Genomic DNA, 26180 nt, shown 5'->3' with positions numbered 1-26180 from the left:
ATAGCCTATGTTATGTCTTTTTTGAGCATAAATAAAGAGGAAAGCAGAATCACTATTCCATTTAATATATATACGCTTGCGATCATAAAGGCTAACGTACCTGCGCCAAATCCTGCTTTATCGAATATAGAAGCAAATGTTGCGATAGTCAAAAAGATAATGGGAGTCAGTAGTAAAAATATGAAACCTGCCACGATTCTTTTTTTAAAACTATGTCCAGATAAGGAAATGGCTAAAAAGTTTAGGATGCTAAACAGAGCAATTGCAAAGAGCAGAACAATAAATACTTCGATGCCATCAGACATTTTACCACTCCTTTTATAAAGAGTACTTTTTATAATCTATTCGAAATTAAAGGAGGATACTCCTTTAGGTAATTTCAATAAACGTAATAAATAGGCGTATTATAAAACAAAGAAGTATGGATTCAATATTAGATCCATACTTCTTTGTTTATTTTATAAATTCGCAGATTGCGAATGCTGTTTTTCATAATGTTTCTGCTTAGAGAGGGAAATAGAAATAATCAATAATGAAACGACTCCGAAGATGAGAACCATATATTGTAACCCAATTGTATCTAAGAAGAAGCCTGTGCCAAGTAAGACGATTTGGAACATAACCCTCTCAAACATATTACGGAATGAGAAGAGGCGACCATGATAACTTTTTTCCACTTTCGTTTGGAAAATCGTCGACATAATAGGGAAGAAGCAGCCAACACTAAACCCAAACAACCCAAATGATGTAAGAGCCATCCATTTTATATCGCTAAAGAACAATGACAGATGTGCAAAAGCAGTACAAACTGCAAAGAAATATAGTAATTTTTCAGGTTTGAAATGATCAGATAGACGTTTAATTACGAAGGCACCTATCATAAATGCGACACCTTCAATTGTATATATGAACCCTTTAATCGTAGGATCATGTTGCATTTCGCTAATGTTAATAACCATTAAATTAAACCCAGCTATAAATAATAGAGGGATGATACTTAATATAAGTGCTGTAAAAGCAATAGGAATTCCTTTTAAAATATGAAATACTTCCATAAAGCTAGTATCTTTTGCAGCTTGTTTACTTGGTGTTGTTGATTTCTTGTCTTCGAATTGTAGGAAGAAAGTCGAGAGGAATAATAAGGCGTATGCTGCCATTGAGAAGGCATACATGTACTGTAAACTCATCACAACTAAAAGAATTCCACCTAGTGAAGTACCTGCAATACGAGCAATTGTACCAACATTCATATGTACACCGTTCATTTGTAATAACTCATGCTCACGTACGATGAGTGGAATTACAGATTGTAATGCAGGGAAATAAAATGCTGCTGAAATTTGAAGAGCAATCATAAATGCAATCATAAATGCGATACTTTCAAATTGAATAGCAAAAAACATGAAAATAACACTTAAAACTCGACCAAACCCAGCGTAAAGAAGAACTTTTTTCTTTTCATACTGATCGATGACACGGCCAGCCATAGGTCCAACTAGAACACCGGCTAATAGTCCGATAAATAATATAACTGATTTCATGAAATCAGAAGGGACATATTTTTGCATAAATTCAAGGTTGCCAAGAATACCAAGCCATAATCCTAGACCTGCAATAAACTCCCCAATTAAAACAATCCAAACGTTTTTATTACGCCACATAACATAAAACCTCTCCGTCTTTTAAAATGAAAAACGCGTATATAAAACCTCCTTATTTATGTAGTGTTTTTATACGAACTTTTTTAGAGTCAGAGTCTATATTACGTGTTTCATAAGTGGATTTCAATCTTTTTGATTTGTCAAAAATTTGATGTGTTAAGTGCTGAAATAAGTGAATCAAAACGTAAAAATTTTATGATTAAAGCTAATAGAAAGTAAGAATATATATAAAAGCAAGAACGTATAACTACGCCTCGCTTTTCTCAAGTACAAAATTAAATATTAGATTCACTTAGCAACATTTTTGCTCTTTTCCAATAGCTAAAGCGCTAAAAGATAGAGGACCAACAACTTCTGCACTAGCACCACTAGTAAGGTTTTCTACAGTTAATGAATATTCGTGTGTTCCACTGCTAACGTTTTGATCTATAGCTTGAAATGTTTGTACGTAAAATTGTTCAGAATCTGTAGATTCAATACCTACTTGTGCATTAAAAACTTCAATATTATCACGGAAAATTCGGAATAAAACTTGTGAAGTCCCAGTTATTCCTTCTACACCAATTGTAGCGATTAATTCTACTCGATTATTACGTGAATCTCTACTTGAAATTCTCAATTTCAAATTTGCTAGAATTGCTTTATTTGGAGAAGAGGGGATTGCAAAAGTTGTTTCACCAGTTTTACTAATAGGTTGAGTAGCTTGGTAATCAATGATATGAGTCATATTCTTCACTATTTTCATATACTAGAATATGAAAATAGTGAAGAATTAGCTTGGACAAATACTAGATTATTTAATAGAGTCAACAACAATTATTGAAAAGAAGAAATTCACATAAAAGCATCAAGAATATATCAAAATAAGATGATATTTTTCTTAATGCTTTTTGTAATTAAGCAGAATATTCTTCTTTACGTACTTCAAAAAATTCATTACGTCGTAAGTAATTATAAATTTTCTCTGAAACCTCTTCTTCTTCAGACACCAAGAAACGATGATCAAAAGCGTAGAAAGATTGACCTTTAATTAATTTTACGTAATACATATTAAACGCCTCCTGACACTAGATTATTACTTGCTTCATATTTATGATGGCCTATATGTCTGCTAAAAATACTTGGAGTTTCAAAGGGGATAAGCAGAGGGATGAAAGAGCTTACAATTCTGTAAGGTTTATGTCACCTTTTTCGATAGTTTACATTCGCTAATTTCTTCTATACTACAAATAAGTTACATAAAATAAGGGGGTAAAAAGATGGATGAAGTAATTGGAGAAGTTGTAGCAGGTATTTGTGAATTTGTAGTAGAAGTAACAGCGGATGCTATAGGAAATTTAGTTTCCGGAAATGATGAGGAAAAAGAAACATTATAATAATTTGTAAAAGAATAAAGTTGATCGAATTATAAAGGCTGATTTCTAAAGGGGATTCAGCTTTTTTATTTTTTACATTATATTAACTTAATTTGAATATTCATTTGTTATCATATTTAAGAAGCTTATATAAGGAGGTGAATAAACAAATATGTCGAATTCAGGGCCTGATTTATCTGTTTCTCGTTTGATTGTGGTAAATATAGAGGAAAAAGAATATCATTTTATTGTTCGTGAACATCCGATTGTAGGGAAATTTATATCGCTATTTGAAAATGGAAAAGAATATGGTTTAATAGATAAACAAATCGCTAATAAAGATAAATTTATTACATCGGAGCTTACTAAGTTAGATTATTTTAATATAGATGTTTTATATCTTACACCTGGGTGGATATGGATTGGTATGGATCAATTTGGTTTACATGCTCGTGAGGCTACTTATAACGAAGTAGATGTTATTATGAAGTTGAAAGAGGATTTATATTATATAGATATATATGAAGAAATAAAAATGTAGTAAATATTTAGTCAGGTTAGGGGGCAAGTTCCCGTAGCCTTTTTTGTTTAATGGAAGAACGTATAATCATATTATTTTGATTATAAGGGAACGTGATGAGAAGTGAGATGAAAAGAGGATTTGAAAATACATGAAGAGAATTGTAATAATTATATGAGTCGTATATGTAAATAACAATAGAAAGAAGATGATAATATGAGTAAAGAAGAGCTTGTGACAAAACAGTTTGGCAGTAATGCAGATAAATATGTAAATAGTAAAATACATGCTAAAGGACTGGATTTACAATATGTAGTTCAACAAGTTGAGTCTCGTCATAATAATCGTCTTCTTGATGTTGCTACTGGTGGCGGACATGTGGCAAATATGTTAGCACCCATGTTTGAAGAAGTAGTTGCACTTGATTTAACAGAACAGATGTTAGAAAAAGCAAAAGTTTTTATAAAGCAGAATGGGCATGAAAATGTATCTTTTGTAGCAGGAAACGCAGAGGATTTACCATTTGCAGACCATTTTTTTGATACAATCACATGCCGGATTGCAGCCCATCATTTTACGAATCCGGCTCAATTTATTTATGAAGTAAATCGTACATTGAAGGATAATGGATTATTCATCTTAATAGATAATGTTTCGCCAGAAAATAATGAATATGATACATTTTATAATTTTATAGAAAAAAAGCGAGACCCAAGTCATGAACGAGCTCTAAAAAAGACAGAATGGCTTACTTTATTAGAAAAAAACGGTTTGCAAATGCAGTCATGTCTTACTTTTGATAAGAAATTTGATTTTGACTGGTGGTGTAATATGATGGATGTCCCTTTACAAAAGCGTGAAAAATTAACAGAATGTATGATGAAAGCACCAAACGAAATGAAGGGATATTTTAATATTCAATTTAAAAATAATAAAGTAGAATCGTTCTATACTGAAATGGCTATGTTTATATGTAAAAAAAGTACAACGTTAAAAAGATAAATGTGTTGCAGTCTTTCTGAAGTACGATATACTTAGTACAGAGAAACTGAGAATTGAGGAATAGTTATAATGATTCGTGTACGCATTGAAGGTTCTGAGGAAGAAATGCTTGAATTTATGGGGAAAATGCCAGACATTCCTGGATTTGAAAAGACACATATGAGAGAGCCGAGAAAAGGAAATAACCCGAAATACGATTCAAGTAAAAATGTACTTGCATATTTGTCTTATAAAAAGATTGAAGTCGCCAATAAATAGGCGACTTTTTTAGTTTGCGCTGTTTCACCGCCTTGTCTTTTTCACATAATAATAATAGTAGATTATGCTGAAGAGGGGTGAGAATAGTTAATAAGAAAATTATCTTTTTTGGAGACTTTGGTATTGATGACGCCGTAGCGTTAATTTATGCAAATAAAACATGTAAATTAGATATTCTAGGTATTGTTGCTGAGTACGGGAATGTATCACGAGATATCGTTACGGAAAATGTTTATTTTTTAGAAAGGTACTATGCTACACAAGTGAAAATTATTGAAGGTGCGAGTAGACCGATGACAGCTGAAGAGCCTTTGTTTTTCCCTGAAATCCACGGGGATCACGGTTTAGGTCCTATTATTCCACCTGAGATGAGAATTTGTAAACGAGAAAATTTTTGTGAATTAATCAAATTAATCGAACCTTGTCCAGAAGATATTATAATTGTGGCGACAGGGAGACTAACGACGCTTGCTACGTTATTTTTATTGTATCCAAATATAATGGATCGTATTTGTTCGTATTATATAATGGGCGGCGCTTTCCTATTTCCAGGTAATGTTACACCAGTATCTGAAGCGAATTTTTATGGTGATCCAATTGCAGCAAATATTGTTATGAAATATGCGAAAAACGCTAGCATATACCCGTTAAATGTAACACAGGGCGCGCTTATTACGCCTGAAATGGCCAATATAATAGATAAACAAGGAACTGGACAGGCGAAACTCATTAAACCAATGATTGATTTTTATTATGAGAATTTCTATAAAAAAGAATATCCGGGTATTGGTGGAAGTCCTATACACGATTTACTACCGTTTATCTCGTTTATAAATGACAGTATTTTCGAATATAAAAAATCGGCAGTGTGGATTAGTACGACAAATGATGTGACTAGGGGCCAAAGTGTAGCAGACTTTAGAAAAATAGCTGAGCCAACAAGGTTTGATGATCGGCCGATTCAAAGAATTGCTGTTGGTTTTAACTATGCAGCTTTTAAAGAAGAGTTTATGCGAACAATATTGAAGCCAGATTGTTCTTAATGTGTGTAATAACAAGTCGGATAAATCGTTAGTTCAAAAAAAGGTTTAATCTGTGTGTATTATTCTCAAAAATCTTAAAGTTGAACAACATGAATAACTTATGAAAAATGTCACATAACTAATGGTAAGCAATTGTTTCTAATTATATTTTGATTGGTGAAATGTAAAGGAGGTTATTATATGATTTGGTCTTTAATCGTCGGTGGTATATTAGGATGGCTTGCGAGCTTAATTACTGGAAAGGACGTACCTGGTGGTGTAATTGGTAATATTATTGCTGGTATTATCGGTTCTTGGGTTGGTTCGAAATTACTTGGTAGTTTTGGTCCAGTCATTGGCGGATATGCAATTATTCCAGCTTTAATCGGTGCGATCATTTTAATTTTCATCGTAAGCTTCTTATTACGAGCAATGCGAAAATGAATGTAAGGACTGTTTACATTTGTAAGCAGTCCTTTTTATATGTTATGCTAGTATTATACAATCAGGAGGTGTCAGCATTGAAATCATTTACAGTAAATTTCCATCAAGAAGATAATGCAAAAGCGACAACAGTACATAAATTAAGTGAAGAGGACTTCAATAAAGCAACTGAAAAAGGTACTCGTCATTTATTTGATTTAGATACAAACGTTGGCTTCTTCGTATTCTTTGATGCAGAAGATGCAGAAGGAAATGATCAATACTTAATGTTACAATATGAAGGGGATCATGAGGAACCAACTGCATGCTACGGATTTGATTTAAAACTATACTATCAATTTTTAGCACTATACTTAAACGATCTTGAATTCCAAGGCGAAACAGATGAGGAAGAGGAAGAATACGGTCCAATTCATCATTTAGCGCATTTACTTTATCATATTGTTGAAGATGGTAAATCAATTGAAGTGTAATATACATATTTGAAGCTGCTCTTTTTGGGCAGCTTTTTTATATGACATTGAAATGGTGTACTGTAAGCTAAATAAGGTGAAATTTTAATCAGTGGGGGTTTTGTTCATTCCCACTGATTATCAGCCCTCACTAATTTAGCTTTTACGGGCAGCAGGGCCCCCACCTAACTTCTTTGTTTCCGCTGAATTTTGAGGTGGGATCTTACTGCCCGGCAAATAGCGGGATAAATTAATAATAGAAATTTATTTATTACTTTCATGTTAGCGTCGTAAAACACCTGTTATAATGATTGTAATTAAATTCTTGGAGGCTAATTCTATGCTTGTAGATGTAAAAGCTTTTATTAAAGCTGCAGGTTTAACATGTATTTCATCATTAAGTGGAGATAACACGTTTGCTTATAATTTTGAAACAGTAAAAAACACTATCGCTACATTTTTTAAGAAGCTAAGATTTACCGTTTAATTTCATTTCAACCAGTAGGAAAAGAGTAATCACTTCCTACTGGTTTTTTTGTTTCAAGGAGCTGTTGTGACAGCATGTTTTAAGTTATAGATAGAGGATATTATCATCGAGAAGAGAAGGTTTAAAGAAGGAGATGAATACGATGATTAACAATATAATTCCAAGTTTTTTAAAATTATGGGAAAGTGACGATTTAGAATTAGAAGTCCTTAATTAATACTATACTTCGCATCCGGTTGATTATCGAAATGAATAAAATACAATAGGGGGTAAAAATGATGAAAGTATATTTCAAAATAGTTATGTTATTTCTTGCTTTTACATGCACATTTGCATTAGCAGCATGTAAAGGGACAGACGAAAAAAAGGAAGCAAATCTAGCCTCGGAAAATCATAAAAATGAACAAAGCAATTCTTCAGAAGAAAAGAAAAATCTTGAAGCAAAACCAAGTAATGAAAAAACAACAAAACCATCAGCTGAGCAAGATTCGAAAGATAGAACACTTAATCAAAAATCAATTAACCACGTTAAAGATTTGTTTGAACTAGCAAAAGAAGGAAAGGTACCTAATGTGCCATTTGGAGCCCATACAGGGGATATTGAAGAAATTGAAAAAGCGTGGGGGAAAGCAAATAAAACCGAATATGCAGGGAATGGAATGTACGCAACTTTTACAAATAAAAATGTTGTTTTCGGATTTAATAAAGGGTCACAAGTTTTTGATGTACGCTCATATCATGCAGAACTAAAATTGATTACATTACAAGAAATTGAAAAAGCATTAGGAAAACCATCTTCAGTTAAAGAGAATGGTGAAGATAAAATATATGTATACAAAGTAAATAACCAGTATGAATTGAAATTTGTCATTCCAAAATCGACTGGTAAGGTCGATCATATTTCCGTATTTTCGCCAGAGGATAGTATTAATAAAATGGCAGGATAAGAAATTAAGTGATTTCAAAAACACCTCACTTTCTTGAAGTGAGGTGTTTTTAGTTGTAAACAAGGAACGTCTCCTGTCATATAAAACATACTTTCATATGCGAAATACTTCACTTTTATTTTTTAGCATTTATCCAATAAGAAATGTTGATCTACTGAAAAAGTAGTAACCTATAAATTATGTGTAGGATGGTTCACGATTTTTTTACGTTCCAAACTTTGAACAAATAGCGCTTGAACAATACCTCCAACTAATAAGAAGCTAGCACAAATATAAAACAGCATACTTCCATTTAACTTACTTAATATAACTGCACCAATAACTGGTCCACACGTTCGAGATATATCCCAGTGTATACCGTAAATTGAAAAATATAAACCACGTTTATCATGAGGTGCAATTTCTGAAACGAATCGTAATAAATGGTTTAGAGCAATACTTTCTCCAATGACTAAAAAGAGTAAGGTGAAGAATAACGACAATATCGTAGTTGAATAACTAAAGCCAACTGCAGCTATTGTATAGCAGGCGTAAGAAATAAGGATGATTTTCGCCATAGAAAATCGTTCAGACCATTTTACGAGGAAGATTTGTAGAATGATTTCCAAAATGGCTTTGCATGTTGAAATAAATGCGAGTATGAATACGAGATTAGGAAATACATGTTCTGCAAAAATACGATAATTCGTCTCAGTTTGTGCATAAAAAAAGCTAATAGGAAGTGTAGAAACCATAAGACCGAATATGGCGTAATGTTTAAAAACAAATTGCTTTGGTGAACTTGCCTCAACTGTTTGTTTCGACTTACTTATAGGTGGAACAGTTTCTGGGAGCTGGGTCCAAACAACAACAGCATATATCGTAAGAGTTACACTTTGCACGATAAATAAATATTCTGGGTGAGTATTATAAAAACTTGCACCGATTAAAGGGCCGACTACGGATCCGATTGCTCCCATCGTTTGTAGGAGAGCAAAAATCTCTGCTTGCTGCTCTTGTTTTGTTAAATCAGCAATTTGTGCACGCTGAGCTGGAATGTATAAGGAACGGCCAATACCATTAATGACATATAACAGTGCAAATATAAAAACGGATTGAGCGAAAACGAAACTACCGATTGCAACACCTTGTAGTAATAATCCGAGTAACATAATCTTTTTTCGGCCATATTTATCAGTAATTCCTCCAGCAATAAGTGTAAATAAAATGTCTGAAAGTGGCTGCAGTCCGAAAATTAGCATAGTTATTATTACATTGCCGTTTAACATTTTATTGACGTAAATAATCATAATGAGAGCTAACATAGATTCAGTCGTTCGGGTTAATAATTCACCGCACAGTCTAATAAAAATAGGTTTATTGTAACGAAGTAAGAGATAATTCAATATTAATTCCTCCTTTCTATATTGAAATGATAAGATGAAAGGAGAGTTGGAAAAAGGGTAGAAACAATAGGGGGTATTTTTCACCTTTTAGGGGGAGTATGATGTTTATTTTAGATCAATACATTGAACTATGGATTGCTTATGGAAAAGGGAAAAAAGAGGGAGAACGATTGGAAGTAACAGTGCAAAATATATCTAGAACACTATTTTGTACAGAGCGTAATAGTAAATTAATTATAAAAAAATTAGATGAGTTAAATTGGATTAAGTGGTTTCCAGGTCGCGGCAGAGGAAATCGTTCTAAGTTAATATTTCAAAAGCACCCGATGTCTTTAATTTTAGATAGAGGAAAAGAAATAACGAAAAAAGGGGATGTGAAAAGCGGAAGCATATTTGTGGAACGCTATAGCTCACATTTTCCATCGGTAAAGGGAGAATATCACTCCTGGGTGGATTCAATATTTGGTCATAAGGTTGAAATGACATCTGAAGGGAGAAGAGATGTACTCCGGTTGCAAGTACAAATGAATTTAGATATCACATTAGATCCTGTATACGCTACAATGCGTTCAGAATGCCATATGGTAAAACATATATTCGACACACTCGTGTATGTAGACGGTAATACAAACATTATAGAGCCAAGACTTGCATTTCACTGGGAATATAATGATGCTGAAAAAATATGGACGTTTTACTTACGAAAAGGAGTTCACTTTCATAATGGAAAACAACTTACTGCACATGATGTTATATACTCGTTGAATCGATTTATGAAGCTGGAAAATAATGCACACGCATGGATGTTACAACACGTTGAAAATATCCGTTCAGTGGATGACTACGTTTTCGAAATTCAATTACATACGGAAAATCGAATGTTTTTACATATGCTAAGTGCAGAACAGTGTTCTATCGTGAATGAAGATGAAGCAGGAGGGTTAATTGGAACAGGGCCTTTTCAATTATATAAAAGTAATGAAAATCTGTTCATTTTAGAAGGACATCCTTTATATTTTCGTGAAAGACCTTTTTTAGATCGTATTGAGTTGTGGAATGTAGAACAAGGTGTAAGTACATACGATGTTTTAGTAAAGGCGCAGTATAAAGATAAAGAAAAATATAATAAAGAATTGTCTCGGCTTGAGTCGAACGTGACATATATAACATGTAATCTTACGAAAGAAGGACCAATGCAAGATGCGTTATTTCGGAAAGCGTTATATCAAATCATTCATGGTTATACAATCGTTCAAGAACTCGGTGGAGAACGTGGAGAAGTGGCAAAGAAACTAATATTAGCAAATGAAAGCATAGTAGATATTGACGAAGATATCGAAAGTTTAATTAAAAGGAGTACTTATCATAGTGAAGTGCTACAACTCTACACATTTACAGGACGAGATCATGTTGAAGATGCACAATGGATACAAAAAGAGTGTGCGAAGTACGGGATTCGTGTAGAAAATAATTTTCTTGAGATAGAAGAGCTATTGGAAGTAAGTACGATACAAAAGGCCGATATGATGCATGATAGTGCCACAATAAGTGAACGAATAGAAGATAGTTTATTATATATGTTTCTTACAAAAAATAGTTTTATTCATGGACAAAGCAGCATGGACTTTCATGAAAAGTTGTCTCCTTATTTTAGACAAGAAGAATTAGAGAAAAGAGTTACACTGTTACGCGATATCGAGGATACTTTGTTACGTCAAATTCATATTATTCCTTTATATCGTAATAAACAAGAGGTAAGTACACATGAAAAAGTTCAAAATATAATGATTAATTCACAAGGTTGGATTGATTTTTATAATATTTGGTTTAAATCTTGATATATAAGGGCTTTTGCACATTTTCATAAGATGTGTAAGAGCCTTTTTGTATGTGAGAATAGGTTTGTTTTACACATTGTTACGCTACTTGTGATAAAAGTCTATTTACATCGTAACAGTGTTATGTTACATTGTTATCAGGAAGGAGTGTTATACAGTTGAGTACAGATTTAATTTCAAAAAAAGATTTATTAGAACTAACTGGTATTTCATACGGACAGTTATATAGGTGGAAAAGAAAAAATTTAATTCCGGAAGATTGGTTTGTACGAAAATCAACGTTTACAGGTCAAGAGACATTTTTTCCCAAAGAAAAGATATTAGAGCGTATCGATAAAATCCAAACGATGAAAGAGGATTTATCACTTGATGAACTAGCGAACATGTTTTCACCGAGTGTGAGAGAAATTCTTTTAACAAAGGAAGAGATTTTACGCAAGGGGATTGCATCAGAACCAGTTTTACAATTTTTCATAGAACAAACGAATAAAACAGCAGAGTTTCAATTTGTAGACATTCTTTATGTGTACATGTTAGAAGAATTACTACAATCAGGAGAGATTAGTTTAGAAGAAGGAAAAATGGTCTTGCAAGTTTTACGTGAAAATTATGAAGCAATGAAACATAAAACTTGTGACTTAATCATTGTCCGAAAGTTAGGTATTTCTACATGTTTATTAGTTTCAAACGTGGACGATTTAATTTTTGAAAAAGGCACCAAAATCGTTTTACGCGAAGCGATTATGAAATATACCGAAGCATTAAAAACTAAATTGTTGTAGTGGAGGAGAAAGTATGCGTACAGATAATTTGATTATAAATGGTTACGGTTCATCGAATGGTGGCGAGTTTCATAAAGTGCAATTAAACGGAAAAGGAACTGTGAATGGAAATGTTGAATGTGAACAATTTGAATGTAACGGTTACGGTGCAGTTACTGGCGATTTGAAAAGTAGCAGTACACGAATTAGCGGATCTGGTAAAGTTGATGGCACAGTTCATGCTGAAACGATGCGAATTGATGGAAAAGCAACAATTACGCAAAATGTAAAAGCAAACAGTTTGAAAATTGCAGGAAAAGGTACGATAGGTGGAAATGTTACTGGTGAAGAATTTAAAGTCAATGGTCAAGCTACAATTGACGGTAATTGTGAAGTGGATACTTTTTCTTCAGAAGGACAATTTACAATCGGTGGTTTATTAAGCGCAGATGAAATTAATATAAATATTCACGGTACATGTCGAGCGAAAGAAATTGGTGGTCAAACGATTAAAGTAAGACATAGATCAGGTACATTTAGTAGGCTATTTAAAACAGTATTTGGCTTGCAGTTAGAAGCTGAACTATTAGAAGGTGACAATATCGATATTGATTATGCTCACATAAGAACGGTAAGAGGAAACAATGTTACAGTAGGAGCAAACTGTGAGATTGAACTGATTGAATATACCGGTGTTCTTACTGTTGATAAAAATGCAAATGTAAAAGAAATTAAGCAAGTTTAACGGAAGGGAGAAATCAATATGGAACATCCACATAGTCTCACAGTAAATGGTTCTGGTAATTCAGCAGGCGGAGATTATAATAAAGTGAAGATTCGCGGTGAAGGAACAATTACGAATGATATGAGTTGCAATGAGTTTAAAACGTACGGAACGAGTGATGTACGTGGTAATGTGAAAGTGAAAAATTATGTCGTGTATGGAGATAACGAAGTACAAGGAAATGTAGATGCGGAATATGTAAAAGTATATGGTAATACACAAATTCATGGTGATGCTCATATTGAAAAAACAAAAGTTAGAGGTATGATAGATATTGCAGGAAAGTTTTCAGGTGATTTCGTAGATGTAAAAGGTGCTTTAAATGTGAAGGGAGATATTGAAATAGAAGATTTATCATTAACTGGTGGTCTTGAAAGTGCTGGATTACTTAATGCTGAAAATATTCAAATCTCACTTCGTTATGAAGGCAGTAAGGTAAGAGAAATTGGTGGCAAAAAGATTACTGTTCGTAAAAAAAACGAGATTTATTCCTTTTACTAGTCATGCTGGAAACCTCCAAACTTCAATTGTTGAAGGAGATGATATCTATTTAGAACATACGATTGCTGAAGTTGTAAGAGGCAACAACGTCACAATTGGTCCTGGATGTGAAATTAGTGTTGTAGAATATCATACTAGTTTTAATCAAAAAGGTAATGCAGTCGTAAAAGAACATAAACAAATATAAGTAGTATGAGGGAGAGCAAGAGATATGGTTGAGAAGAATAATAAGCTCGGCTTTGTTGTGGCGGGCTTATTGCTAGGTATTTTAATGGCATCGATGGATAATACCATTGTCGTAACGGCGATGGGAACAATCGTTGGTGACTTAGGAGGCCTCGAAAACTTTGTATGGGTCGTTTCTGCCTATATGGTCGCAGAAATGGCAGGCATGCCGATTTTCGGTAAGCTATCAGATATGTATGGTAGAAAGAGATTCTTTATTTTCGGTTTAATTGTCTTTATGATTGGTTCGGCACTTTGTGGTACTGCTGAAAATATTACACAGTTAGGTATTTATCGTGCCATTCAAGGTATTGGCGGCGGGGCATTAGTGCCAATTGCGTTTACTATCGTTTTTGATATTTTCCCACCTGAAAAACGCGGGAAAATGGGTGGCTTATTCGGAGCGGTATTTGGATTATCTAGTATTTTCGGGCCATTACTTGGCGCATATATTACCGATTACATTAGCTGGCACTGGGTATTTTATATTAACTTACCACTTGGCATTTTAGCACTTATTTTTATTACATTCTTTTATAAAGAATCACGCGTTCATAGAAAGCAAAAGATTGATTGGTTTGGTGCAATTACTTTAGTTGGTGCAGTAATTTGTTTAATGTTTGCTTTAGAACTAGGTGGACAAAAATATGATTGGGATTCTAGCTTTATTTTAAGCTTATTTGGTGGATTCGCCATTTTAATCATCGCATTCATTTTTATTGAACGAAAAGTAGAAGAACCAATTATTTCATTTGAGATGTTTAAGCAGCGCTTATTCGGAATGAGTACAATTATTGCTTTATGTTACGGTGCTGCATTTATGTCAGCAACTGTGTACATTCCGTTATTTATTCAAGGTGTATACGGTGGTACCGCAACAAACTCAGGATTATTACTTTTACCGATGATGTTAGGATCAGTCGTAACAGCGCAGTTAGGCGGATTTTTAACAACTAAACTTAGCTACCGAAACATTATGATTATTTCTGCGGTTATTATGCTAATTGGACTATTCTTATTAAGCACGTTAACACCAGAAACAAGTCGTGTATTATTAACAGTTTATATGATTATTATCGGATTTGGAGTCGGTTTCTCATTCTCTGTACTAAGTATGGCAGCTATTCACAACTTCGGTATGGAACAGCGCGGGTCTGCGACTTCAACGAGTAACTTCATTCGTTCGTTAGGAATGACACTAGGCATTACAATCTTCGGAATGATCCAAAGAACAGGTTTCCAAGATCAATTAGAAGAAGCATTTAAAGGGATGAGCGGGGGAATGAATACAAACGCTTTAGGGGATTCAAGAGCTATTCTATCAGAATCGGCAAGATCTCAAATCCCTCCGCAAATATTAGATAAGATTATTGACGCTCTTTCTAGTTCAATTGTTCAAACATTCATGTGGGCATTGGTACCAGCTGGATTAGCATTCATATTCATTTTCTTTATGGGAAATGAGCGCATGGTAATTAAGAAACAACAAACGAATAAAAAGAGTGAAACATCAAAAGCGTAATGAAAAAGCTCCTTTCTAATTGGAAAGGAGCTTTTTCGTATGTACAGATTTAGATTAGCCTTCGATAATTTCGTATTCTTCGTCTGCTAATAGTAAAATTTGTGTTTTCTTACCTTTGTTTTGAACTTCGATTACATCGTAAGCACCTAAGTCTCTTACTTTGCTTTGAGAAGCGTTAACCATAACTTCAATAGAATCAATTAAGATATCTTCTTCAATGTATGATTCAGGCAATGCCATATCTTCAGTATCTAATACACATGCGTATAGATTTTGTAAGTTTTCAGCAGTTGGGTTTTGTTCCTCAACATCAATGATGTTTTTTACTGCTTCCATATTTTCCTCTTTTGCTTGGTATACTTTAATTTTAGCCATTGTTTTAATCTCCTTTATAACGTAATCGTAGAGGCTACACCTTATTATAACGTTTTTTTTATGAAAGATGAAATTGTTATATGTATTTATAGTAAAAATTATGTGTCCTTACTCAAAAATGGTGTGATTTCCATATAAATGTACGAGTAGGTAACGATATTACTACGTTAACGTTATATTGTCCAAGCTTTTCTTATTTTCTTCTCATATATATATAGTAGCAATTCTATATAGAGAAGGGATGGAGTGTAAGTGGGGTGTGAACCGAAACGTGATTGTGGGTGTTGCCAAAATAGTATATGTGAGTTTTTACAGAGTCTAGAACCGTATACAAAAGTTGAAAGTATCATAATAGCAGGAAACGAAATTGCTGTATCTTATTTTCTTTCATTTAATAAGAAAACAGGTATCGTATCATTCGTACAAGAAGACAATGAGGTTATATTTGTCGATTGTTCAAAGATTGATGCAATTCGAATAGGGAAAGTATGTAGTTGCAAAACAAAAGTTAAATATATTGAAGAGGACTTTAGCTTGCTAGGAAATGTTTGCCCGCATTGTTTAACGGAGGGGAGTACAATCTTTTTCGATTTTAACAATCCTGAATTAAATGTGTCTTTCCAAGCAACAACAATTAATCCACCTAGATGTACTGAATTTACAGATGATCTCGGGAATGTAGTAAAGCAAATTACTATAGTAGGTGAGGCGAGAGTTTCTAGAGATTTTGTTCAAGTACCTGAACTGGTAGGTTTTCGATTACTTTTATCACATCCAGCTGGAGACCCTTTAAACTACGGATTATTATTTATTAATTTTCCTGATACGATTTTTATTTTTATATTGGCATCAAGCGGATACCTTTCCATTTCGAACTGTTTAAAAATAGAGGGCGGAACTGGTGATGCCGAAATAGAAGAGATGAAAAAAATGATAGAGGATGACGTTAACACGTACAAATCAGTTGTTAAATTGACTAAAGTATATAAGAACGGTGAGACGGAATCTTTTATTTATAAAAATGAGTTATAACATATGTATTTAAATGCACCCTCAAACTATTGTTGAGGGTTGTTACATAATTAATTATGTTGGTCCTTCAAACCGTTTGTTAACGGGTAAGAAATATATTTATTGTTGACTTATTTTATATGTTGATCATTTCATAGTTAGTAGATGTTATAATCATTTTATGTTTACTGATATTTTATAAATATTCGAAGTTTTAATTTAATAGTCAATTGCTTTTATGATGAACAGGTGGGTATGTATATGAATACGAATTATGGAGCGCTCATGAAAATGTTAAGAGTAGTTGATTCTAAAGAAGGCGGGAATGTAAATGATATATGAAGCGAATATACATACAAGAAAAAAACTAGTTTCTATGTTTGAGGATTTCAATAACGTTGTTTTACTTTCTTATTTACAAGGGCATATGGGTACTGCTTGGGTAAATGATCTTGAAAATCCAAAAGTAGCACAAGTTACGGTAGGGATTTTTACATTTTACGCTGGAGACCCAAATACGAAAGAAACAGAAGAGTTATTACGTAATATTCCAGAAAGAATTTTAGTTATCGTAAATAGTGAAGAGTGGAAACAACGCTTAGAAACATTCCATGAAAGAAAAATAGATAAGTTTTTACGTTATAAATTCAAACGAAATCCAGAAGTTTTTAATCGTTCAAAATTAAAATCTTTTATATCAGCACTTCCAAAAGAATATGAGTTAAGAAGAATAGACGAGCATATCGCAAATAGCCCTACATTACATAAGATATCTGAAGATTTCACAAGTCAATTTCATTCGGTAGAAGATTATATAAACCGTGGTATAGGTTATAGCATTTTATATAACGGAGAAGTTGTATGCGGTGCATCCTCGTATAGTATTTATAATGATGGGATTGAAATTGAAGTTGCGACTGATCACAATCATAGAAGAGAGGGCTTGGCAACTGTAGTAAGTGCAGCTCTTATATTGGATTGCTTAGAAAATGGAAAGTATCCAAACTGGGACGCAGCGAATACTACATCTGCTAAACTAGCAGAAAAGTTAGGATATGAATTTGATAAGGCATATGATACTTATTTTGTGGATAATAGATGAGTGAAGGGTTACATACTAAAAAATAAATGCGCCCTAGTACGTAAGTCTAGGGCGCATTTATTAGTTGGTAAATATCTTCATAACAATCATATCATATTTTATCTTTTGAATGTTTGGAATTAAAGATATTTATGTGACTTTTTGAAAAAATAAAAGAGCAGCTAGCAAAAGCCAACTGCTCCTCTCCAAGGGGAAATGGAGAAGTACAATCATCTTATCTATAGTATTGACGGAACATAGAGTTTTAATCAAAGCCCGATTGGTGAGGGCTTTGATTAAAACTCCCACTGATTAAAGTTTCACTTTATTACATTTACAATTTAAATAGTAGAACGTGTTTATCGTAGTTCTCCAAACACCAATTATATTTTTTTAGAATAATTGGATGGACTGCTTCTGTCGTAGTATCGACTTCAGTATATCCATATTTCTTATAAAAGTTTTCTAATTCCTCAAAAGGAAGACAATATACATTTTGTATTTGTGATTTTTTCGCAGTTTCTACTAAAAATGAAACAAGCTCACCAGCTAATTGAAGCCCTCTAAATTGAGGCAGAATAAAAATCCCACCCATTTCTAAAGTATCTTCATCTATTTGGACTAATCGGCCAACACCTGCATACTCGTTGTTATATGTAATAATTGCAACTTTATCTCTCTTTAAATCACTTCGTACAAATCCTATTGAGTCATATTGACTATTAATCCATTTTAAATCGTTAGATGTGGCCAATTGAATACTCATATATATCCTCCTTCGGAATACTAGCGCTCTCTTCATTATATAGAACATAAGATACTATATCAAAGGAACCTTGAGGTAGCCTATTTGTTTAAGTTATTAGTTAAAAGTGTGGGGTTGCTGGCATTGAATTGATGGCTTCACCAAACATAGGATAATAATCTTGTGAATTTAGTGTTACATAGTCAAAATAAAAATTAATTCATGCGTTCGGTAACGCACGATGGTTTAAGTGTAGAGAAGATCATAGGGGTATTTTAATTAGTAGCTACTATATTCATTGAAGTTATTAAGGAAATGTCGTAATCCCTAGCCTTAGTGATACAAATCATATTAGGATTTAGTAAAAAAACTCTTCCTGAAAAAGAGGGGGATTAAAGATAAGAGCACTTCGAAAAGTGCCCTTCAGTAAACGACTACTTATTCTAAAAAGAAAGGATGCAATATATTATATGAAGTTTAGTGTATTTAAGTATGGGTCTTTTATATAAAAGTTTTATTTTGTTCCGAATAAAAAGGCGGTTGTTTCCGCAACCACCTTTCAGTAAAACAAAGCACTTTTTATGAAATAAATTATGGATGGTCCCTAAAAAAGGTATAGGATATACCCACATTTTTATAACTAAAGTGACGAACTCAGGTTATAAGGAAGGAACAATTATATTGTATGAAATCTATTCTAGAGTAGTCACAAAGAAAGTTGTCTTCTTATTAGAAGGCAGCTTTTTTTATTAGAAAAAGAAGTAGAAGATTAAGTTACTTGTCCAAACAAATTTTAAAAAAATACATAAAATGCTATTAGTTAGTCAATATTTTAATATTGCTAATTTTTAAGACTAAAAGGGGTGATTTTATGTGTGAATGTGAAGTTTGTAGACGAAAGAAAAATCGGGATCCATTAAACCGGGAGTTTGAGCCGAAAAAACGAGTTCCTGAGCCAAAAAAAGAGGATTGTGAGCCAAAAAAAGAAGATTGCGAATCATTAAATGATTATTCGTTTAGTAAAAATGCAAATTTTTTAGAGGAAGCTATACAAACAGATGAAATCGATCAAATTTCTGAGGAATATATTGAAATAGTTGATTCAGCAGATGTACAAGTTACTACTACAGATACAAAAGCTGCGCTATCTATCCAAGCGGCATTACAAGCAGCTATCGTAGTTGTAGTAAGTATTTCTATAGCAGATAGTGAAAAGGCAGATAAAATAACACAAGAATTATTTCAAAAATCAGCTATTAAACAAATTAATAGACAAAAAACATTTATTAAAAATTCTAGAAACGTAACCGTAACAACTACTGATACAGATATTGCAGTGAATATTCAAATTCTTCTTCAAATTTTATTAGCTTTATTAGTTAAACTAAACATTTTATAAAGTGTCTATCCTATTGATATTTAGCTATAAGTTTTCACTCTAAGTAAATGTTTTTTGTTGTAATACGTGGTACAAGCTTGGACTTTTTATTATGACTGAATTAATATTCAAGATTAATGGTAAAGCAAGTGTGGAAAACTACAAATAAAGATAAAATACATGATTTAACAGTAATGAAACTTATATTTATGTGAAGTGAAGGAAAGCTGTCTTCTTATTAGAAGTCAGCTTTTGATTTTATTAGCAAAAAGAAGTGAAAATAGAAGATTAAGTTACTTGTCCAAGCAATTTTTATTTCATTACATATAATGCTCGTAGATATTTAAAATTTTTATAGAAAATTGATTGGAGTGAATATTGTAAATGGATGATTTAAATAAATTTTCTTCCTTTAAGTTTGATAAGGATCAAAAGAATATAATTATAGACCTTTTACTCTCAGATATTTTTAATAGGCATGGGATAAATGAAGAAAAACTAAAAAATTTATCACCAGAAAAAAAGCAGCAAATTAAAAGTATTGTTTCTGAAATACAATCACAAGTTAATAATTATTTAGATTGAAAGGGGGTGAACGCATGGACAAAACATGTCATTCAGATGAAAATAAAAAGTGGAGTGCATTAGATTCCTCAAATCCTCATCCATCTTTTAAAAATGCTAGCGTTTCAGAAGCAGCTGCGCAAGAAAGTAAAACGTATCAAATTTCTGAAGAATCTATTACAATTGTAGATTCAGCAGATGTAGAAGTTACTACTACAGATACAAAAGCTGCTTTATCTATTCAAGCAGCATTACAAGCAGCTATCGTGGTTATAATAAGTATTTCTATAGCAGATAGTGAAAAAGCTGACCGTGTAGCACAAGAATTGTTTCAAAAATCATCTATTAAACAAATTAATAAACAAGAAACTGTTATTAGAAATTCTAGAAATGTTACAGTTACGACTACGGATACAGACATAGCAGTAAATGTTCAAATTCTTCTCCAAATTTTATTAGCTTTACTAGTAAAATTAAATATTTTATAAAATGTTTAACTTGTTTTTATCTAGTGATTCTTACAGGTGAATATTCACTGTTTTAATTATAGTACAGGCTATAAATATTTATCATAACTGGACTAATATTCAACATCACCAAAGTATGAATGTAAACAAACAATTTGATGGAAAATAAAGTTTGGTTATTTTATGAAAATGTAAAAGCCATTTCCTTTATTGGATTTGGCTTTTACATTTTAAACAGTATGAATTTGAAAAGATTATATTAAGATAAAGAATTAAAATATAATGATACAAAATACTTATAAAATTATTCGTGTTTTAGAAAAATAATAAGAAAAAGGTGTTTAAAATAGAATCATTTTCATTAATAGTTCAAGTTTTGAAGAATAGTGCATACAATATAAAGTGTTTTCCTTTCTTCATTTAAGTTTTACGTATATAATTTAAAAGTACTATTTTTATTTTATTATTTTATATTTATAACAGAATAGAGGTTTAAAAATGGGTGTTAAAATCATTACGGATAGTGCGGCGGATTTACCAGTAGAATTGCTGCAAGCATATGATATTGATTTAATTCCACTCCGTGTATATGATGAAGCAGAAACAGAGTATTTAGATGGAGTAACATTAGAGTCAGTTACATTATTGCAAAAAATGAGAGAAGGCGCTGTTTATAGAACGTCATTGCCTTCACTTGAAACGTTCCAAGAAAAATTTGTTTCTTATGCAAAAGAAGGTAATCCTTGTATATATTTAGCTTTTTCATCTGAACTGTCTGGTACATATCAATCATCAGTTGTCATTAAAGAGGAAGTAAAAGAAACATATGCTAACTTAGATTTAGAAATTATTGATACGAAATGTGCTTCGCTTGGTCAAGGTCTTGTCGTTTTAGAAGCTGCTAAAATGGCAAAAGACGGCGCATCAAAAGAAGATATTTTAAAGCGTGTTGATTTTCTAATGAGCCATATGGAACATATCTTCACTGTAGCTGACTTACAGTACTTAGTGAGAGGTGGACGTTTAAGCAAAGTCGCAGGATTTATCGGTGGTTTACTAAACATTAAACCGATCTTAAACGTGGAAGAAGGAAAACTTGTACCACTTGAAAAGGTACGAGGGAAAAAGAAAGTATTAAGCCGTATTGTTGATATTATGGAAGAACGTGGTAAAGACCTTAAAGGTCAAACAATCGGTATGACTCACGGTGACGATTTAGAAACAGCGGAAGCATTAAAATCATTAATTACGGAAAGATTTGGCTGTGAAGTATTTATCGTAAATACAATTGGTGCAGCAATCGGTGCACATACAGGACCTGGCGTTATAACGTTATTTTTCTTAAATGAAGTAGAGTAAAGGATTGATCTTTTGATCAATCCTTTTTTATTTTTTAATCTGTGATAATCGGTCGATATGGTATTGATGAAGATAAAATCTTTGAAGTTTTCCTATATCAAATGCAATCTTGTAGAGGGAGTATTTTTTATATGTGTAATGATACTTAATGGTAGAAGAAAAGAGTATAAATAAGAATATATTTATAGGAATTTAAATATTTGAAGATATCAAAATTTTGCCATTTCATATATAATTGTGTGGGGAGAAATATCTGTAACTATTTGTAAAAATAGGAGGCGGCTATAAAAATGCAAGAAAGTGCTAGATGGGATTTAAATCGCTTGTATTTGAATGAGGATATTCTATTTCCGATTTTGGAGTTGAAAGAGCAATATTTTGTAACAAAAGATGTAGAGATTCTTTCAAAGCTTATACAAGCTATTGAAAAAGCAGAATACTATTTGTACTGTCGATCGGTTGAAGAAAGTGTTCCATCTGACCTTACTAAATTGACCGTGAAAGTGAAGGAACTAAAAAGTGAATTACAGCAAGTAATAAAACATAACGAAGTGGAAACTTCAGATAATACTAAGTTAATAAAAGATGAACTTAATGCGTGGGAAAATATGTACATACAATTACGGGATAGGATAGAAATAGAGCACAATAATAAACTATTATCCTTTGGACAAGCAAATACTATTGCAATGAATAGTGATAATGAAAAGGAAAGATTAGAAGTATTCGAGTCATTAACATGTGCTTTACATAAGGAAAAAGAAATCTTTGCTACTGTATTAAATCAAGTAGGGAGATTGCGTAATGCAAAGAGTAATGAAATAGAAGATAGAGAGATTTTAACACAATCTTTTCATGCGAATGGCATTTCAGAAACTGTATTATTCCAAATGTGGAATGCGACAGAAGAAAACCTTGATAAATTAGTAAGTGCTTTAAACGTGTATAAGAAAGGGAAAGCTTCAATTACATGGCATGCACTTATGACGGTAAAGGAAAGTAATGAGGTCATGATTCCTTTTTCAGTAGCAATACAAAACGTTTATGATGCATGGAAGAATATTGATGAAGAATTAGCAGAATTTGCACGTAATGCGATAGAAAGTGGTTGGGTAGATGCTGAACCGAGAGAGAATAAACCACCAGGCGGGTTTTGTGCTTCATTTTTCAGTGAGAAAGAATCGCGAATTTCCATTCGTTATGATGGGAGTATAAATAGTGTAAGAGTGCTCGCTCATGAATTAGGACATGCTTGGCATTTTTATAATATGAGTTTTGAACAATCTACATCTTTTTTAGATGATTATTTGCCAATGAGTACGGCTGAATCAGCATCTATTTTCTTTGAAACGGTACTCTTAAATTATCTAATTGAAACAACGGATAGTAAAGATATGAAAAAGTCATTACTTAGCTGGAAAATAAGAAATAGTTTTAATTATGTAATGGCAATACGAGCATCGTATCAGTTTGAAAAAACATTTTATGAAAAATGTAAAGAGGGTCCTTTAAGTGCTGATGAAATTGAGAAATTATCTATAATTGCACAAAAAGAAGCTTATGGAAATGCTTTAAGTGAATACCAGCCGTTTGTATGGATGAAATATATTCAATTTTATATAGCAGATGTTCCTTTTTACAATTATCCATACACGTTTGGATATTTAGTAAGTTTTAGCTTGTTAGAAATAGCTCAAGAAGGTAAAAGTACTTTTCATTTGAAATATAAAGAGTTCTTACGAGAAACAGGAAAGGCTCCAGTAGAGGAGCTTATGAAAAAACATTTTGAAATAGATATAAGAAATTATGAATTTTGGAATAAAGCTTTTATTCAAATTTCTAAAGACATTGATGAATATTTGCAGCTTATGTAAGGGGAGAGTACAGTGGATCAGCAATTTATAAAAGGTATACCTTTTTTAACTTTAGAATATGCAAAAGCTATAAGTTTATTAAAAGGTTGGCTACATGAACAACAAGAGAAACCAAGGTTTGTAGTAACTGCAAATCCTGAAATTGTTATGTCTGCAAAGGAAAATACGGAAAAATCAAAGGAGTTTAAAAAGATGTTACTATCTGCGGATTTAATAACAGCGGATGGGATTGGTGTCATAATTGGCTCGAAAATATTAAAAAGAACTTTGAAAGAACGTGTTACTGGGGCGGATTTAACTCACGATTTAATAAAATATTGTAACGACAATGAATATCGTGTCTTTCTTTTTGGAGCTGCGCCAGAAAGTAATAAAAAGGCATTAGAAAAATTAAATGAGCAGTTCCCAGGAGCACAATTTAAAGGACAGCATGGATTTGTAAATGGTGAAGAAATAGAAGAAATAAAAATGAAAATTAAGCAATTCAAGCCGCATTTATTACTTGTAGGACTAGGTTCACCAAAACAAGAAGAGTTCATTTATGAAAACATACAAACATTAAACGTTCCGCTATCTATTGGTATCGGAGGAATGATTGATATAATATCTGGTACTGTAAAAAGAGCACCGAAAATAATGAGGGATACTGGAACTGAATGGCTGTATAGGTTACTCTCACAGCCGAAAAGATTAAAGAGACAACTTGTACTTCCGAAATTTTTATTGTCGGTTATGTCAGAGAGGATTAAAGGGATTAATTAATAAAGGGGACTACATACATGAACAGAATCGGCATTATCGGAGCAATGCAAATTGAAATAGATTTACTTTTAGAAAAGCTAGTAATACAAGAAGAACAGACAATAGCGGGAATGCCATTTTATATTGGAGAATTCATGGGAACAGAAGTAATTATTGCACGTTCTGGTGTAGGGAAAGTAAATGCAGCTGCATGTGCGCAAACATTAATTCATAAATTTAATGTAGACTCTATCATCAATACGGGCGTTGCTGGTGGATTACATCCAGATGTAAAAGTTGGTGATGTAGTTATTTCAACTAATGTTACCCATCATGATGTAAGTAAAAATCAAATGAAAAAATTATTCCCGTTTCAAGAGGAGTTTATTGCAAGTAAGGAATTGATAGAGTTAGCACGTAAAGCATGTAACAGTAATAGTTCAAATATTCAAGCTCACGAAGGAAGAATTGTAAGTGGTGAATGTTTTGTTGAAGATTCAAAGTTAAAGGCAAAATTAATAGACGAATACGCACCTCATTGTACAGAAATGGAAGGTGCAGCAATTGGACATGTTGCCTACATAAATGATATACCGTTTCTTGTTATACGATGTATTTCTGACAGTGCAGATGATGAAGCTCAAGTTTCTTATGATGATTTCGCGAAAACTGCTGCAAATTATTGCTCAGAAATTATTATTGAGATTCTTAAAAATATATCTGGTAAAACTATAGTCCAAAAGGAGAGATAAGAATGTTACAAGCATTAATTTTTGATATGGATGGAACATTATTTCAAACAGATAAAATTTTAGAATTATCGTTAGATGATACTTTTGATCACTTAAGATCACTTCAATTATGGGATACGGTAACACCGATTGAAAAATACCGTGAAATTATGGGTGTGCCGCTACCGAAAGTTTGGGAAGCTTTATTACCGGAACATTCTATTGAAATAAGAGAACAAACAGATGCATATTTTTTAGATAGACTAATTGAAAACATAAAAAGCGGAAAAGGCGCTTTATATCCAAATGTAAAAGAAATATTTACATATATAAAAGAAAATAATTGTTCCATTTACATTGCTAGTAATGGTTTGAAAGAATATTTACGAGCAATCGTAACTTATTATGCTTTAGACAAGTGGGTGACTGAAACGTTTAGTATCGAACAAATACAATCGCTAAATAAAGGTGACTTAGTTAAAAGTATTATGAACAAATATGATATAAAAGAGGCAGCCGTAGTTGGTGACCGGCTATCTGATATAAATGCAGCGAAAGACAACGGTTTACTGGCAATTGGATGCAATTTTGATTTTGCGCAAGAAGATGAACTTGCTCAGGCTGATATAGTAATAGATGATTTAATAGATTTAAAGCGGATACTGCCTGCTGTACAGAGATAAATAAAGT

General features: G+C 32.6%; 29 protein-coding genes and 1 pseudogene. 23 read left to right on the top strand and 7 right to left on the bottom strand.

Annotation, left to right across the window (positions count from 1 at the left end):
- Positions 1-5: 5 nt before the first annotated feature.
- From ACTFN4_RS22360 to ACTFN4_RS22345, 4 genes are all read right to left on the bottom strand, one after another.
- Positions 6-305: a hypothetical protein gene (locus ACTFN4_RS22360; protein WP_001279463.1), complete on the bottom strand. Its 300-nt coding sequence runs from the start codon at positions 303-305 to the stop codon at positions 6-8.
- A gap of 153 nt (positions 306-458) precedes the next feature.
- A complete protein-coding gene (locus tag ACTFN4_RS22355; RefSeq protein WP_410989478.1) occupies positions 459-1661 on the bottom strand; it encodes an MFS transporter in 1203 nt (400 codons plus the stop codon).
- 292 nt (positions 1662-1953) lie between these two features.
- Entirely contained in the window at positions 1954-2388 is a 435-nt protein-coding gene (gene exsC / locus ACTFN4_RS22350) for an exosporium protein ExsC (protein ID WP_000148808.1), read from the bottom strand.
- Between the two features lie 169 nt (positions 2389-2557).
- Positions 2558-2710 (bottom strand): YqbF domain-containing protein, encoded by a 153-nt coding sequence (locus ACTFN4_RS22345; protein ID WP_000291905.1) that lies wholly within the window; start codon positions 2708-2710, stop codon positions 2558-2560.
- A gap of 478 nt (positions 2711-3188) precedes the next feature.
- Here ACTFN4_RS22345 and ACTFN4_RS22340 point away from each other — a divergent pair, with 478 nt between their 5' ends.
- The 8 genes from ACTFN4_RS22340 to ACTFN4_RS22305 all read left to right on the top strand — a co-directional run bounded on the left by ACTFN4_RS22340 (position 3189) and on the right by ACTFN4_RS22305 (position 8148).
- Positions 3189-3557: a hypothetical protein gene (locus tag ACTFN4_RS22340; RefSeq protein WP_000071478.1), complete on the top strand. Its 369-nt coding sequence runs from the start codon at positions 3189-3191 to the stop codon at positions 3555-3557.
- A gap of 195 nt (positions 3558-3752) precedes the next feature.
- Positions 3753-4538, top strand: coding sequence for a class I SAM-dependent methyltransferase (locus ACTFN4_RS22335; RefSeq protein ID WP_439962795.1), 786 nt, complete (start codon positions 3753-3755; stop codon positions 4536-4538).
- Positions 4539-4607: 69 nt separating this feature from the next.
- Entirely contained in the window at positions 4608-4796 is a 189-nt protein-coding gene (locus ACTFN4_RS22330) for a DUF3970 family protein (protein WP_000621873.1), read from the top strand.
- A gap of 77 nt (positions 4797-4873) precedes the next feature.
- Positions 4874-5839 carry a nucleoside hydrolase gene (locus ACTFN4_RS22325; protein WP_001223682.1) on the top strand — a complete coding sequence of 322 codons (966 nt, stop codon included), beginning with the start codon at positions 4874-4876 and terminating at the stop codon, positions 5837-5839.
- 180 nt (positions 5840-6019) lie between these two features.
- A complete protein-coding gene (locus ACTFN4_RS22320) occupies positions 6020-6262 on the top strand; it encodes a GlsB/YeaQ/YmgE family stress response membrane protein (RefSeq protein ID WP_000638306.1) in 243 nt (80 codons plus the stop codon).
- Between the two features lie 77 nt (positions 6263-6339).
- Complete coding sequence (locus ACTFN4_RS22315) at positions 6340-6735, top strand: hypothetical protein (RefSeq protein WP_000834883.1); 396 nt, start codon at positions 6340-6342, stop codon at positions 6733-6735.
- Positions 6736-7054: 319 nt separating this feature from the next.
- On the top strand, positions 7055-7201 hold the full coding sequence (locus ACTFN4_RS22310; RefSeq protein WP_000959548.1) for a hypothetical protein: 147 nt from the start codon (positions 7055-7057) through the stop codon (positions 7199-7201).
- Between the two features lie 275 nt (positions 7202-7476).
- A complete protein-coding gene (locus ACTFN4_RS22305; RefSeq protein WP_439962794.1) occupies positions 7477-8148 on the top strand; it encodes a YjgB family protein in 672 nt (223 codons plus the stop codon).
- A 170-nt stretch (positions 8149-8318) separates the two neighbouring features.
- Here the strand turns inward: ACTFN4_RS22305 and ACTFN4_RS22300 are convergent, their stop codons facing one another.
- The gene (locus ACTFN4_RS22300; protein ID WP_001108464.1) at positions 8319-9533 is read right to left on the bottom strand and encodes an MDR family MFS transporter; all 1215 of its coding nucleotides are present in this window, start codon (positions 9531-9533) and stop codon (positions 8319-8321) included.
- A gap of 101 nt (positions 9534-9634) precedes the next feature.
- Between ACTFN4_RS22300 and ACTFN4_RS22295 the strand changes: the two genes are divergently transcribed.
- The 5 genes and pseudogenes from ACTFN4_RS22295 (at position 9635) to ACTFN4_RS22275 (ending at position 15164) form a co-directional block, all read left to right on the top strand.
- On the top strand, positions 9635-11371 hold the full coding sequence (locus tag ACTFN4_RS22295) for an SgrR family transcriptional regulator (RefSeq protein ID WP_000470211.1): 1737 nt from the start codon (positions 9635-9637) through the stop codon (positions 11369-11371).
- A gap of 158 nt (positions 11372-11529) precedes the next feature.
- On the top strand, positions 11530-12153 hold the full coding sequence (locus tag ACTFN4_RS22290) for a YhbD family protein (protein WP_000102257.1): 624 nt from the start codon (positions 11530-11532) through the stop codon (positions 12151-12153).
- A gap of 13 nt (positions 12154-12166) precedes the next feature.
- Positions 12167-12877, top strand: coding sequence for a bactofilin family protein (locus ACTFN4_RS22285; RefSeq protein WP_098584672.1), 711 nt, complete (start codon positions 12167-12169; stop codon positions 12875-12877).
- An 18-nt stretch (positions 12878-12895) separates the two neighbouring features.
- Positions 12896-13604: pseudogene (locus ACTFN4_RS22280) on the top strand (cytoplasmic protein).
- 24 nt (positions 13605-13628) lie between these two features.
- Positions 13629-15164, top strand: a complete 1536-nt coding sequence (locus ACTFN4_RS22275; RefSeq protein ID WP_078385869.1) for an MDR family MFS transporter — start codon at positions 13629-13631, stop codon at positions 15162-15164.
- Positions 15165-15218: 54 nt separating this feature from the next.
- Here ACTFN4_RS22275 and ACTFN4_RS22270 read toward each other — a convergent pair whose 3' ends face one another.
- Positions 15219-15539 (bottom strand): hypothetical protein, encoded by a 321-nt coding sequence (locus ACTFN4_RS22270; RefSeq protein WP_001062733.1) that lies wholly within the window; start codon positions 15537-15539, stop codon positions 15219-15221.
- A gap of 252 nt (positions 15540-15791) precedes the next feature.
- On the opposite strand from ACTFN4_RS22270, the gene ACTFN4_RS22265 reads away from it, so the two are divergent.
- Together ACTFN4_RS22265 and ACTFN4_RS22260 are read left to right on the top strand one after the other, a co-directional pair.
- A complete protein-coding gene (locus ACTFN4_RS22265) occupies positions 15792-16571 on the top strand; it encodes a BC_2878 family exosporium-associated protein (RefSeq protein WP_000501710.1) in 780 nt (259 codons plus the stop codon).
- Between the two features lie 310 nt (positions 16572-16881).
- Positions 16882-17652, top strand: a complete 771-nt coding sequence (locus tag ACTFN4_RS22260; RefSeq protein ID WP_000638727.1) for a GNAT family N-acetyltransferase — start codon at positions 16882-16884, stop codon at positions 17650-17652.
- 313 nt (positions 17653-17965) lie between these two features.
- On the opposite strand, the gene ACTFN4_RS22255 is transcribed toward ACTFN4_RS22260, so the two are convergent.
- Positions 17966-18397 carry a GNAT family N-acetyltransferase gene (locus ACTFN4_RS22255; RefSeq protein ID WP_000027166.1) on the bottom strand — a complete coding sequence of 144 codons (432 nt, stop codon included), beginning with the start codon at positions 18395-18397 and terminating at the stop codon, positions 17966-17968.
- An 850-nt stretch (positions 18398-19247) separates the two neighbouring features.
- On the opposite strand from ACTFN4_RS22255, the gene ACTFN4_RS22250 reads away from it, so the two are divergent.
- The 8 genes from ACTFN4_RS22250 (at position 19248) to ACTFN4_RS22215 (ending at position 26173) form a co-directional block, all read left to right on the top strand.
- A complete protein-coding gene (locus ACTFN4_RS22250) occupies positions 19248-19775 on the top strand; it encodes a spore coat protein (protein ID WP_127064007.1) in 528 nt (175 codons plus the stop codon).
- A gap of 363 nt (positions 19776-20138) precedes the next feature.
- Entirely contained in the window at positions 20139-20339 is a 201-nt protein-coding gene (locus ACTFN4_RS22245; protein ID WP_000342253.1) for a spore coat protein W, read from the top strand.
- A 14-nt stretch (positions 20340-20353) separates the two neighbouring features.
- The gene (locus ACTFN4_RS22240; RefSeq protein ID WP_000361676.1) at positions 20354-20806 is read left to right on the top strand and encodes a spore coat protein; all 453 of its coding nucleotides are present in this window, start codon (positions 20354-20356) and stop codon (positions 20804-20806) included.
- A gap of 477 nt (positions 20807-21283) precedes the next feature.
- Positions 21284-22144 (top strand): DegV family protein, encoded by an 861-nt coding sequence (locus ACTFN4_RS22235; protein WP_000538278.1) that lies wholly within the window; start codon positions 21284-21286, stop codon positions 22142-22144.
- Between the two features lie 290 nt (positions 22145-22434).
- Complete coding sequence (locus ACTFN4_RS22230; RefSeq protein ID WP_439962793.1) at positions 22435-24018, top strand: M3 family metallopeptidase; 1584 nt, start codon at positions 22435-22437, stop codon at positions 24016-24018.
- A 12-nt stretch (positions 24019-24030) separates the two neighbouring features.
- Complete coding sequence (locus ACTFN4_RS22225; RefSeq protein WP_439962792.1) at positions 24031-24780, top strand: WecB/TagA/CpsF family glycosyltransferase; 750 nt, start codon at positions 24031-24033, stop codon at positions 24778-24780.
- A 17-nt stretch (positions 24781-24797) separates the two neighbouring features.
- Complete coding sequence (locus tag ACTFN4_RS22220) at positions 24798-25511, top strand: 5'-methylthioadenosine/adenosylhomocysteine nucleosidase (protein WP_001079719.1); 714 nt, start codon at positions 24798-24800, stop codon at positions 25509-25511.
- Positions 25512-25513: 2 nt separating this feature from the next.
- Positions 25514-26173: an HAD hydrolase-like protein gene (locus ACTFN4_RS22215; protein WP_000938422.1), complete on the top strand. Its 660-nt coding sequence runs from the start codon at positions 25514-25516 to the stop codon at positions 26171-26173.
- Positions 26174-26180: the final 7 nt, after the last annotated feature.

The sequence above is a fragment of the Bacillus cereus group sp. MYBK95-2 genome, from assembly GCF_051915225.1.
Taxonomy (GTDB): Bacteria; Bacillota; Bacilli; order Bacillales; family Bacillaceae_G; genus Bacillus_A; species Bacillus_A cereus.
The sequence above is the reverse complement of the archived record's forward strand: the minus strand, read 5'-3'. Positions and strand labels throughout refer to the sequence as shown.